The sequence below is a fragment of the Ruegeria sp. O4 genome, from assembly GCF_056535125.1.
Genome location: NZ_JBQERO010000006.1, coordinates 13,942 through 26,481, shown reverse-complemented (window position 1 = coordinate 26,481; position 12,540 = coordinate 13,942). Strand labels below are relative to the sequence as shown.

The following is a 12,540-nucleotide window of genomic DNA, read 5'->3' as shown; positions in this document are numbered from 1 at the left end:
GAGGGAAATCGCCCTAACCGGGGAATTCTTTCACGGGCTCTTTCACCGGGTCCTGCAAGGGCGTCTGACGGAATATCGTGGTGTCCACCGTTCTGCGGATAAACGCGGCGCATATCTCCGGTTCTGTGATCAGGATCATATGACCCAGACCGTCGAGCTCTTCATAGCTCAGACCATATTTGACCATCGGCGGTCCGTGAAGGGCAGGGGACAGAAGTGCGTCCTGACGGCCATACAATATCCCACCGGGGACCGATAGCTCAGGATATCTGGCCACCAGCGCATCGCAACTGGCATCCAACCCGATAACGTCCTGCGAGGCCGTGACAAAGGCCGACGGGCGCAGCCCGAGCGCACCACCCGCACGGTCCAGAAAGTCATTTGGAGGGGTTTCAGGGTCAAATGCCACGCCCAGACTGTGCGGCGCTGTTTTTGAGGCCATGGGCACTGCAATCGTGTTGGCAATCAGACTGCGCAGCCATTTGGTCCGAATCTCGAGCGGTTTGAAGATCACCGGTGTTTCAGGCAGCCTGTGCGTTAGTGGTGCTAACAGAGCGAGGCTGGATACCCGCTCGGGGTAATCCAAAGCCAGTGCCAGCGACACCGCACCGCCCAGTGAATGCCCGACCAGCACGGCCTGATTCACGCCTTTGGTTTCAAGAAACTCAGCTATCATCGCGGCCTGCTGCGGCAATTGTGCGAGTTCTGCCGTATCCCGGGTTGAATATCCGCAACCGGGGCGATCCAGCGCGATGACGTGGAAATCCTCGGCCAGTTGATCTGCCAACGCGTAGGTAAAATGCTGTAACTGCCCAGCCAGACCATGAATCAGGATAACCGTCTGCGCGTCCGGATTGCCCTTTTCCACATAGTGGATGCTACCGCCCTGCACGGGCACGATCTGGCCCATCTGCGGCACGGTTTCTAGCCCCTGACGGGTTATACGCCGGGTCCACAGGGCCATGGTCAGAAGAAAGACGGCAAAGGCCGCAACCAGGCTAAGAAAAATTGTCATCTAGCTGTCTCCGGTCCTAATAGGGATGTATTGCTCCAATCCCGATTGTGACATGCGTTTCTGAAATTCGGCAACTGTTCCGGGCCAAAGCGTCGTGTTTTGCCCATCCGCATCAATGTACCAGGATGTGCAGCCTCCGGTCTGCCAGACACTGTCCGCGTGGCGGTCCTGCATTTCCTGTGTAAAGGCCGCCTGTTTCGCCGCATCGGGGGTGATCACCGACAGTTCCTTGTGCTGCATCTCGCTCAGAACCCGACCGATATGCCCGACCTGGGCTTCGATCATCAACACGACCGAATTATGCCCAAGCCCGGTATGAGGCCCCAGAAGGATGAAAAAGTTGGGAAAACCGGCTATCGCCGTGCCCAGATGAGCAGACATCCCGTTTGTCCAGGCCGACCGCAGCGTTAGCCCATCTGTGCCAGTAATATCCAACCTCTCTACGACATTGGTGACCTGAAACCCGGTGCCCCAGATCAGCGCGTCTGCCTCTGCCCTGGTGCCATCTGACGCGAGGATGCTGTTGCCATCGATACTGGCAACGCCGTGCGGAATGACGCTGACATTGTCGCGGGCCAGCGCCGGGTACCAGTCATTTGAACTGAGAATGCGTTTGCACCCAATTCGATAGTCCGGGGTCAGAATGCGCCGTTCTTCTGGGTCGGCAATCGCGCCTTCCAACGATTTTCGCCACATCTTCAGAGCAAAGTTCATCGCGCGTTCCTCGCCCCTGAACACGCGGTGACGAAACTCGAAGAACATGAAAATCAGTTTGCGCCGGATGCGCGGAAGCAGGGGAAGGTAGGCATATAGTTTGCGCACCCAAGGCGCGATCGGGCCGTCAGGGCGCGGCATGACGTAAGGCGCGCTGCGCTGAAAAACGGTGACGTGGCGCGCAACCTTGGCAATCTCGGGCACGAACTGAACGGCTGACGCCCCGGTGCCGACAACAGCCACATGCTTTCCGGTCAGATCGACGGTGTGATCCCATTCGGCCGAATGAAAACAGGGGCCGGGAAAGCTGTCGGCGCCGGGAATATCCGGAATGCTGGGATGATGCAGTGCGCCGATGGCCGAGACCAGAAACCGGGCCGACCAGAACTGGCCATCCATGGTTTCGACCTGCCAAAGCGTGCCATCCCATTTTGCCGATTTCAGCGCCTGCCCAAAGTGGCAAAGATCATACAACCCTTCCTGATGCGCGACATTTTGCAGATATTTCTGTATCTCTGCGCCACCGGCATAAGCGCGGCTCCAGTGCGGATTAGGGTGGGTTGCCATGGAATACAGATGCGAAGGCACATCGCAGGCGACGCCGGGATAGGTGTTCTCGCGCCACGTGCCACCGATATCTTCGGCCTTTTCCAGAATGGCGATATCTTTGATGCCACGCTTGCGCGCCTCAAGCGCCATCGTCAGACCCGAGAACCCGGCACCGATGATCAGCATCTCTGTCGTGTAGTGCATTGAAGCGCCCCTCCTGAAACAACTTTATGGATATCTGTTGCAGATGTCTGCACGTGATTGGCAGTGAAGTAGGTCACACAAGGTAAAATGACTGAACGACCTTACGTGAACAGACATGGCGAAAAACCGTCATCAGGGCGGTGTCGCTTCCTGCAAACACATATCGCAATCAGAGAGGTGAACGGCGCGTAATTCCGTCAGTCTGATTCAAAACAGGAGGATTGCCCCTTGTCGACCCGTACTCTTACACGCGCTGGTGGGCGTTCCGCGCGCCGCGCTCTTCGCACAGCGCCGAACTTCGACATGCTGCCGGGTCTGACCCGCGGCATCCCGCATTGCGAAGTTATGGACGGAAGCCAGGTTGAGGCTATCGACAAGGCCGCCATGGATATTCTTGAGAACGTCGGTGTCCAGTTCCGCGACCCGACCGCAGTGGAAGACTGGAAGAAAGCGGGGGCAAAGGTCGAAGGAGAGCTGGTCTTTCTGGACCGCAACATGGTGCGCGAGCTGATCGCGACCATTCCGACGCAATTCACCTATCACGCGCGCGATCCGCAAAAGAACCTCGCACTCGGCGGCAAGCACTCGATCTTCGTGCCGATGACCGGCGCGCCGTTTCTTCGTGATCTTGACGACGTTCGCCGGAACCCGACGCTGGACGATCTGGCGATGTTTCACAAACTGTCGCACATGATGCCCGCACTGCACAGTTCGGCCCATCATATCGTCGAACCTTACGATCACCCGATCAGCCAGCGGCACTTGCGCATCACTTATTCGTCGATGAAATACTCGGACAAAACCTTTATGGGCATGACCACCTCGCCCAGGAATGCCGAAGACGTGATGGACATGTGCGATATCCTGTTCGGCGAAGGTTTCATTGACGACCATCCTGTTACCACCGGCAACTGCAACGGCAACAGCCCTCTGGTCTGGGACGAAACCATGCTGGGAGCGCTGCGGGCCTTCTGCCGTCGCAATCAGCCGGTTTTGTGCTCGCCCTTCGTTCTGGGCGGTGCCAATACGCCCGCATCGGTACCCGCAACCGTGGCACAGCTGACCGCCGAGGCGCTTTCGGCGCTGGCCTATACGCAGGTGATCCGCAAGGGCTGTCCAGCGATCTGGGGGCACTACCTGTCAACCGTTTCGATGAAATCCGGTGCACCGATGGCAGGGACGCCTGAAATCAGTCTGATGAATTTCATGATTGGTCAGATGGCGCGCTTTTACGATGTGCCATGGCGCACTTCGAACACGCTGGGTGGGGCCAAGACGTTTGACGCGCAGGCCGGGTACGAATCCGCGACAACTCTGGGCGCTGTTCTGCATGCAGGGGCCCATTACATCTGGCATTCGGCAGGCTGGAACGAGGCGGGGATGCATTGTTCGGTCGCAAAGTTTGTGGTGGACGCGGAACAATGCGCGATGGCCTATCGGATGGCGGAAGGTCCTAAATGGCACGATTTCGATCAGGCGTTGGCGGCGGTTTCTGATGTGGGTCCCGGCGGACACTATCTGGGTCATCCGCACACGCAGGACAATTTCCAGACTGCGTTCTTCATGCCGGAACTGTTCGACAACAACTCGATCGAACAGTGGGTGGCGGAAGGTGAAGTTGAAATCACCGAACGCGCTCTGAAATACGCGAGGAAGCTTTTAGCCGAGTATCAGGAACCAAAGCTGGACGAGGCCAAGAACGACGCCCTTCTGGACTATATCGCCCGCCGTGAGAGGGAAATTCCGGCAGCAGATGAGCTAAACCAGACATACTGATGCAAACTCCCCGTGCTGGCCTGCCCGAAACACCGGGCGGGTTCTTTTTCGTTCAAGACCAAGAGACCAAAATGAAGATCGCTGAACTGCACATCTACAGCCACGACCTGTCGGTCAAAAACGGACCCTACACCATGGCCAATGCACAGGTCTGGTCCTTGGATACCACGCTGGTGAAAGTTGTGGCGGACAACGGTCTGGTTGGCTGGGGGGAAACCTGCCCAGTTGGGCCAACATATGCCGAGGCGCACGCAGCAGGTGCCCGCGCAGCGCTTGCCGAAATGGCCCCTGGCTTGATCGGGGTCGAGGTGCTGCCCCTGTCCCTGCATCGCCGGATGGATAGGGTGCTGAACGGGCATGCCTGTGCTAAGGCGGCCATCGATATCGCGGTGCATGACCTGCTGGGCAAGCATCTGGGCGTTCCGGTCTGTGACCTGCTGGGCGGTGCGACCACGAACAAGGTACCATCCTACTACGCCACTGGCGTCGGCGCGCCCGATGACATTGCCCGGCTGGCAGGCGAAAAGCTGGCAGAAGGCTACCCCCGTCTGCAGATCAAAGTTGGGGGTCGCCCGGTCGAGATCGACATCGAAACCATCCGAAAAGTCTGGGATGTGGTCAAAGGATCAGGCATGCGACTTGCCGTCGACGGCAACCGGGGCTGGACCACGCGCGACGCCCTGCGTGTTAGCCGCGAATGCCCCGAAATCCCGTTCATCATGGAACAGCCCTGCAACACCATCGAAGACTTGCAGAAGATCCGGCCTCAGGTCGCACACGGTATATACATGGATGAAAACAGCACCAGCTTGAACATCGTGATTTCGGCAGCGGGCACCGGTTTGGTCGATGGGTTCGGCATGAAGGTCACCCGCATCGGCGGTCTGCATCCGATGCGCGCTTTCCGCGACATCTGCGAGGCGCGCAACCTGCCACACACCTGCGATGACAGCTGGGGAGGAGACATCATCGCTGCCGCCAGTACTCATATCGGTGCCACCGTTCGGCCCGACCTGCTGGAAGGTGTCTGGCTGGCTGCGCCTTATATCGAGGGAAACTACGACCCTGAAAACGGCATCCGGATCAAAGGTGGGCATATTGAACTGCCAACCGGGCCGGGGTTGGGCGTGGTTCCTGATGAAGGCCAATTCGGTGCTCCGGTTGCATCATTCTAACAATGGATGACTTTATGAACCTGAATGGAAAATCGGCTCTGGTCACTGGCGCAGCCGGTGGTATCGGGGCGTCAATCGTTCAACGCCTGCGCAAGGCGGGGGCGCGGGTCGCCGTCGCAGACCGGTCGGTCGGTGGCATCGAGGCTGAGGCACATCTGCCCGGCGATTTACTTGATCCCGCCTATTCTGATTGCTTACCTCAGGCTGCGGCTTCGGCGCTGGGTGGGCTCGATATCGTGATCAACAATGCAGGCGTCATCACGCGCGGGTCGGTCACGGAAACGTCTGATGCGGATTGGTCTCTGTCACTGGGGGTCAACGTTGAAGCGCCCTTTCGTATCTGCCGTGCCGCGATTCCAATCATGGCCGAAGCAGGGAGTGGGGCCATCGTCAACACCGCGTCCTGCTGGGGGTTGCGTCCGGGCCCTAACCACGCCGTGTATTGTATGACCAAAGCGGCCATTGCGTCCTTGACCCAGTGCATGGGCATGGACCACGCCCATCAGGGCATTCGCATCAACGCAGTATGCCCGAACGAAGTGAATACTCCGATGCTGCGCTCGGGCTTTGAAAAGCGGGGTTTTGATCCCGATTCCGCGGTGGCTTCTCTGGGCCAAACCGTACCGCTGGGCCGGATCGCCGAACCGGAAGACATCGCCGACGTGATCATGTTCCTTGTCTCGGACGCATCGCGCTATGTTTGCGGTACGTTGGTCGAGGTCAACGGAGGGAAGCCCGTTTCATGAGGCGTTTCGATGGAAAAGTAGCGCTGGTCACCGGCGGGCGTAGCGGCATCGGTCAGGCCATCGCCCGACGTTTGCAAGACGAAGGTGCACAGGTCTTTACCGCCCAACGCGGCGAGGACAGCGAATTCCATGGAATCGCTGCTGATTTCACCGATCCCAACAGCCCCGAGCAGGTGGTCGGCAATGTGATCGCTGAAGCCAAGCGTCTGGACGTGTTGGTCAACAACGCCGGCATGATGCAGGAAGCCTCGGTCGAGGAAATGAGCCATGAGGACTGGCAGCGTATCCTGACGGTCAACCTCACCGCACCGTTCCTGATGATCAAGGCCGCACTGCCCTACTTGCGCAAAACCAAAGGCACCATCGTCAATACCGGATCCATCGAAGGTTTGGGCAGCAATCCCGGCCACGCCGCTTACTGCGCGTCCAAAGCAGGGTTGCACGGCCTGACCCGCGCCGTTGCCGTGGATCACGGGGCCGAGGGCATCCGATGCAATGCGGTTGCGCCGGGATGGGTCGATACCGAGCTGAATGAGGATTTCATTGAATCCATGCCCGACCCGGCTGCATTCCGTCGCGACATTGCCAAAATCCACCCTGTCACCCGGACGGGACGTCCTGAAGAAGTTGCGGCGCTCGTCGCGTTTCTGGCATCAAAGGATGCAGCTTTTGTCACCGGGCAGGTCTATACGGTGGATGGAGGGCGCATGGCGAAGCTCAGCTTGCCTTGACCTCATTCCTTGCCTGACCGCCATTCTTTCCAGATCAGATAGCTGTTTACTCCAAACGAGGCGAACGGCTCGGGTGGCAATCGCGGCAGGTCCGGTTGCGCCAGAAAATGATCTGCAATCTCTGATCCACCTTGCAGTACCAGTTCTGCCACCCCTATTCCCTGCAAGGTGCCTCGAGCGATACCCAGACCGTTCTGACAACAGGCCGAGAACACATCATCCTCCAGTTCGCCGAACGCCGCCGATCCGTTGCGGCTGAGGCACAGCATACCGGCCCAGCGATGCTCCATCTGCACATCTGACAGATGCGGAAAGCGTTCCCTGAACTTTCTGTCATGCACCCAGCCTGCATTGCGCAGCCTCATTGGACTGGTCTCGATTGTTGGATGAAAGCTTGAGCAGGTGCGAATCAGGATGCGATCCCCATAGCTTCCCGAAATACGCCGTACCGACGTCCCCAATGGGTCCGCAGGCGTCACGGACCAACGCGACTGCCCGCCCATTGTCTTGATCTGCGCGTCGGTCAGCGGCGCTGTGAGCGAGGCATAGAGGCAAATATGCATCAATTGCCGCTGATAGAACCCAAAGCTCTCCAGATGGCCATTGTTGGCCAGAATGATCCGCCCGGTGCTGACCTTGGCCTTTTTGGTGCTGACCACCCAGCCTGCGCCTTGTTGTTCAATACGGATGACGGGTGAATGCTCGAATACATTGATCTGCCCGGCCAGACGGGCAGACAGCGCCCGCACATATGCCGCAGGCTGGATCATCACTGTTCCCGGCGCATAAAGCCCCGAGGTATAGTGCGGGCTGCCTGTGATCTCTTGCATCTGCTGCTGATCATAAAGCGTATGCGGCTCGCCGAGTTTGGTCAGGTGCGCGGCAAAGGCGCGGTTATGCGCGTCGCCCGCTTTGGTGGCGGCGGCATTGTATTTGCCGCAAGGGTCGAACATTTCCTTTGACAGCCCGCAATCGAAGGCCACTTCGGTCGCAAAGGCAATCGCCTTGCGGTTCAGCGCAATGGTGGCGCGATCTGCCTCTGATCCCTTGCCCGCGTAGTTATCCGAGGCCAAATCATGGGGCAAGTCGATCATGAACCCCGAATTCCGGCCTGCCGAGCTCTCCGCGAAGCGATCGGCTTCCAGCAGAACGATTTTCAGCGAAGAATCCAATTGATGCAGCCGCCGTGCCGCGCTGAGCCCGGCAAACCCGCCGCCAACTATTGTGATATCCGCGGTAAGGTTCCGTTCCAGCACCGCCAGAGGTGTTTGGGGCGGCAGAATCGCGTTCCATCCCGACGGACCTGTCTGCCGGGGTAGCCTTTTGGCGTCATGTCGGCTCAACCGACGGCCTCATCCGCGTCATCGGCCAGATCGATCCAGATGGTTTTCAACTGGGTGTACTGATCATGCGCGTGGATCGAGTTATCACGACCCCCAAAGCCCGATTGCTTGTAACCACCGAAGGGTGTCGTGATGTCACCTTCGCCGAAGCTGTTCACTGTCACGGTGCCTGCGCGGATCATCCGCGCACCTCGAATGGCGCGTTTGACATTGGCCGTGAAGATCGAGGCGCATAAGCCATAGTCGGTGTCGTTCGCGATCTGGATCGCTTCATCGAAGCCCGAGACTTCAATTACCGACAAGACAGGGCCAAAGATTTCCTCGCGCGCCAATGCAGCGTCGTTGCCGGGCACTTCGACCACGGTGGCCTCGACAAACCCGTTGTCTGCCTTGCCACCGATCACCACGTTCTCGGCCTGATCCAGATAGCCACAAACCTTGGTGTAGTGGTCTTCGCTCACCAGTGCGCCCATGCGGGATTCGGGGTCGAGCGGGTCGCCCGTGTTCCATTGTTTGGCGTGATGCGCGATGCGCTCCAGCAGCTCGGCCTTCACTTTCTTATGCACGATCAGGCGTGACGAGGCCGAGCAGTTTTCACCCATGTTCCAGAATGCACCATTGACGATATGCGCCGCCACCCTGTCCAGGCTTTCGGCATCGTCCATCACGATGGCTGGGTTCTTGCCGCCCATCTCCAAGACCACCTCTTTGGCGTTGCTTTCCGCCGAATAGGTCAGAAAGCGTTTGCCGGTCACGGTTGAGCCTGTGAAGGATACCATGTCGATATCCATGTGCCGCCCAATGGGTTCGCCCACTTCGGCTCCGCCGCCGGGAACGATGTTCAATACTCCGCGTGGCAAACCGGCCTCCATCGCCAATTCAGCAAGGCGCAGGGCCGTCAAAGTGGTTTCAATCGCCGGTTTCACAACAACAGAACAGCCTGCCGCCAGTGCTGGCCCTATCTTCCATGCCAGCATCAGCAGCGGAAAGTTCCACGGCAGCACCAGACCGACGACGCCGATTGGCTCGCGCACCACCATAGCGATGTGATCGTCGCCGGCGGGCGAAACCTGATCGTAAATTTTGTCAATCGCCTCGGCGTGCCACTTCAGGCAGTGGATCGTCTCGGGCACATCAACAGTTTCGCAGTCAAAGATCGTCTTGCCGCTGTCGATGCTCTCCATCACGGCCAGTTCACGGGCGTTGCGGGTTATCAGCTTGCACAACCTGATCAATATATCCTTGCGATCAGACGGATGCAGCTTGCTCCAGCGGCCATCGTCAAACGCCTCACGAGCTTTCGCGACCGCAAAATCCACATCCGCCCCATCGCAGGATGCGATATCGGTCAGCTTTTCACCGGTTGCAGGGTTCTCTGTCGCAAAGGTCTGGCCCGAGAACGACGGACGGAATGCGCCGTCGATAAAGGCGCCTGTCGGCAGGCTCAGACCTGCGGCGATGGATTTGTACTCGTCCTGTGTCAGCAGATCCATGTTTGTCACCCCTCAGCCACGATGTCAGCGATTGTCTTCCTCAGCACGCGCGTCACCTGTTCCAGCGCGCGCTTGTCATCTTTGTTCAGGCCCTTCAGTGGAGGCCGCATGATACCCGCGTCGATCCCGTTCATGGTGACGCCATGCTTGATGGTCTGGATGAACTTGCCACCCTGTTCCAGCACCCGCATCAGTGGCATCATCGCAGACATGATCCGGCGCCCTTTGGCAAAGTTGCCTTCGATCACGCAGGCCTGATACAATGCCACATGTTCTGCTGGCAGGAAGTTCGAACCGCCGCAGACCCAGAATGGTGCGCCCCAGGCGAAAAACTCCAGTGCCTGGTCGTCCATGCCGCAGCCCAGCTGGATATGCGGATAATCCCGCGCCAACAGATGCACCCGGTTGATATCGCCCGAGCTTTCCTTGATGCCGCAGAAATTTCGGCTCCGACCCACGCGGTCAAGGAACTCTTCCCCCATCATTGTGCCGGTACGGTGCGGATAGTTGTAAAGCATCACCGGCAGGTCGGCGGCCTTGTCGATGGCCAGCGCGTTCAGCGCGTTTTCGCGATCCGTCGGTACCGAATAGGGCGGGCTTGCCAACAGGATGGCGTCCGCGCCGATGTCGCGCGCGCCCGCGGCCAACGCAATCGAGTCCGAAGTCAGCATCGCGCCCGTGCCAACCACCAAGGGCAACCGCCCTTTCAGGCGCTGATGCGTGAATTTGGCCAGTTCCAGCCGCTCCGCCACGGTCTGGGCATAATTCTCGCCCGTGGATCCGCCGGAAATCAGGCCGTGCACACCATTTTCGATCAGGTATTCGATCACGTCGGACAGGGCGTCCCAGTTCACGCTACCATCGTCGTGATAGGGGGTGATCACAGGGGTATATATCCCTTCAAACTTGAAAATCGGGTTCATTCCGTCCTCATGCGGGTTTCGAAAATGGTGGGATACCCATCGGCACATCCAGCGCGTCAGGCATCACGAACATCCCGATCTGATCCCGGGACAGGTTCCAGTGATCCTCGGCCAGTTTCGCCGCCGCGGCCTCATCGCGTGCCTCGATGGCTGCGATGATCGCGTCATGCTGTTGGCTGGCCAGCGACAGGTTTTCGGACATTTCAACTGTCTGTGGCCGGTAGAATGTCATGCCAATCCGTGCATGATCGATCAGCAGCCGGTTGAATGACGGCAGCAGGTAGACATTGCCGGACATCTCTCCGGTCACGTCATGAAAACGGTTGTTGGCAAGTGCGCGATCTTCGGCCGACCCTGAACGAAGGGCAGCTTTGAATGCTTGCTGAGCCGCTTTCAGTTCTTCGATTTGCGCGTTAGTCGCGTTCACTGCCGCCAGACGCAGGATGGCCCCGTAAACCATCGGCGCGGCAAGGAAGAAATCGCGCAGTGTGGTGTAGGACATTTCCGAAACACGGGCACTGCGGTTTTTTCGCAGATCCAGATAGCCTTCGCCAGCCAGTTGACGAAACACTTCGCGCAGAGGCGTGCGCGACAGGCCGAATTCATCGGACAGATGCGCCTCATCCAGATCGTCACCTGGACGAAGGCGCAGCGTCAGGATGGACATCTTCAGGTGTTCTCTTAGCGCATTTTTGCGCGACTTGGCTTCGTCTTTCATCCTTTGGCCTCACTAAGTCCTGTGGCAGCTGCGTTCGAATCGCGGAGGTCACAGTTTTGTATTTCTAAAAAATACAACTTGTATACAAAAAAATCTCGTGCAGCATGGATGTCTGCAAAATAGACTCACGTTCGGGCGTCGGCCCAGTTTGGAAATGGTCCTGCTCATGCCTCAGACGCAGCACTTCGCCTTCATCCTGGTCGAGGAGTTTTCGCACCTCGCCTTTTCCTGTGCGGTCGAGCCGCTGAGAATCGCCAACCTTGTAAGTGGCGAAGAGCTGTATCGCTGGTCATTTGTATCCGAACAGGGCGAGCAGGCCGTGTCTTCCAATGGGTCCGTCACCCTCGTGCATTCCGGACTTGAGGAACTGTCCAAGTGCGATCAGCTCTTTGTTTTGTCGGGCATTCACATGCGTGACCACGTGACCCGTTCCCTTCTGGCCACACTGCGGCGCGAACGAGCGCGTGGAACGCGGATCGGGGCATTGTGTTCCGGCGCGTGGCTGCTGGCCGAGGCCGGGTTCCTCAACGGTATGCAGGCGGCGATCCATTGGGAATACCACGACGCGTTCATGGAAGCCTTTCCGGATATCAATCTGGTGCGCAGCGTCTTTGTCGCCGACGAAAAACACATTACCGCATCAGGTGGGACCGCGACCGCAGACCTGATGCTGCACCTGATTGAACGCGACCATGGCGAAGAGCTGGCCACCGATGTTGCGGATCAAATGGTCTATAACACGGTGCGTAATGCGACCGCCAAGCAGCGCGTTTCGCTGCAGTCGCGCAATGGAATGCGCAATGCCCACCTGGCAAAGGCGATAGACATTATGCAGGACAGCCTGGAAACCCCAGTTTCCCCATCCTTCATTGCAGACAAATTGGGTATTTCCACCCGTCAACTTGAACGGTTGTTTGGCAAATACCTAAACACTTCCCCTAAAAGGTACTTTATGGAAATGCGGCTGGAACGGGCCCGGAAGCTGCTTTTGCAAACCGAGGCGTCGGTTACCGAAGTCGCCGTGGCCTGCGGCTTCGAAAATCCGGGTCATTTCTCTAGGGTATACAGGTCCAGTTTCGGCATCACGCCGCACGCGCAACGCAACAAGATCAACTGAAAAAGATGGGTTGCTGGTTCGCGCTTACCGGCGGGG

11 protein-coding genes are annotated in these 12,540 nt (G+C 58.3%); 5 read left to right on the top strand and 6 right to left on the bottom strand.

What is annotated here, in order from left to right:
• Positions 1-13: 13 nt before the first annotated feature.
• Positions 14-1,015, bottom strand: coding sequence for an alpha/beta fold hydrolase (locus tag ACR0J7_RS09320; protein ID WP_480913999.1), 1,002 nt, complete (start codon positions 1,013-1,015; stop codon positions 14-16).
• On the bottom strand, positions 1,016-2,482 hold the full coding sequence (locus ACR0J7_RS09315) for a flavin-containing monooxygenase (RefSeq protein WP_480910538.1): 1,467 nt from the start codon (positions 2,480-2,482) through the stop codon (positions 1,016-1,018).
• A 228-nt stretch (positions 2,483-2,710) separates the two neighbouring features.
• Between ACR0J7_RS09315 and ACR0J7_RS09310 the strand changes: the two genes are divergently transcribed.
• From ACR0J7_RS09310 to ACR0J7_RS09295, 4 genes are all read left to right on the top strand, one after another.
• Positions 2,711-4,258, top strand: a complete 1,548-nt coding sequence (locus ACR0J7_RS09310) for a trimethylamine methyltransferase family protein (RefSeq protein WP_480913995.1) — start codon at positions 2,711-2,713, stop codon at positions 4,256-4,258.
• 71 nt (positions 4,259-4,329) lie between these two features.
• Positions 4,330-5,433: a mandelate racemase/muconate lactonizing enzyme family protein gene (locus ACR0J7_RS09305; protein WP_480899473.1), complete on the top strand. Its 1,104-nt coding sequence runs from the start codon at positions 4,330-4,332 to the stop codon at positions 5,431-5,433.
• A 14-nt stretch (positions 5,434-5,447) separates the two neighbouring features.
• Complete coding sequence (locus ACR0J7_RS09300; protein WP_480773256.1) at positions 5,448-6,179, top strand: SDR family NAD(P)-dependent oxidoreductase; 732 nt, start codon at positions 5,448-5,450, stop codon at positions 6,177-6,179.
• A complete protein-coding gene (locus ACR0J7_RS09295; protein WP_480899474.1) occupies positions 6,176-6,910 on the top strand; it encodes an SDR family NAD(P)-dependent oxidoreductase in 735 nt (244 codons plus the stop codon). The genes ACR0J7_RS09300 and ACR0J7_RS09295 overlap by 4 nt, the downstream gene beginning before the upstream one ends.
• Before the next feature lie 2 nt (positions 6,911-6,912).
• Here ACR0J7_RS09295 and ACR0J7_RS09290 read toward each other — a convergent pair whose 3' ends face one another.
• The 4 genes from ACR0J7_RS09290 to ACR0J7_RS09275 are packed head-to-tail and all read right to left on the bottom strand — an operon-like array spanning position 6,913 to position 11,387.
• Positions 6,913-8,253 (bottom strand): NAD(P)/FAD-dependent oxidoreductase, encoded by a 1,341-nt coding sequence (locus ACR0J7_RS09290; protein ID WP_480899476.1) that lies wholly within the window; start codon positions 8,251-8,253, stop codon positions 6,913-6,915.
• Positions 8,250-9,746 (bottom strand): aldehyde dehydrogenase, encoded by a 1,497-nt coding sequence (locus ACR0J7_RS09285; RefSeq protein WP_480899478.1) that lies wholly within the window; start codon positions 9,744-9,746, stop codon positions 8,250-8,252. Before ACR0J7_RS09285 ends, ACR0J7_RS09290 begins: the two co-directional genes overlap by 4 nt.
• Positions 9,747-9,751: 5 nt before the next feature.
• Complete coding sequence (locus ACR0J7_RS09280) at positions 9,752-10,669, bottom strand: dihydrodipicolinate synthase family protein (protein ID WP_480899480.1); 918 nt, start codon at positions 10,667-10,669, stop codon at positions 9,752-9,754.
• Positions 10,670-10,676: 7 nt separating this feature from the next.
• The gene (locus tag ACR0J7_RS09275; RefSeq protein WP_480557693.1) at positions 10,677-11,387 is read right to left on the bottom strand and encodes a GntR family transcriptional regulator; all 711 of its coding nucleotides are present in this window, start codon (positions 11,385-11,387) and stop codon (positions 10,677-10,679) included.
• A 166-nt stretch (positions 11,388-11,553) separates the two neighbouring features.
• Between ACR0J7_RS09275 and ACR0J7_RS09270 the strand changes: the two genes are divergently transcribed.
• Positions 11,554-12,504, top strand: coding sequence for a GlxA family transcriptional regulator (locus tag ACR0J7_RS09270; protein WP_267365279.1), 951 nt, complete (start codon positions 11,554-11,556; stop codon positions 12,502-12,504).
• The last annotated feature ends 36 nt before the right edge of the window (positions 12,505-12,540 follow it).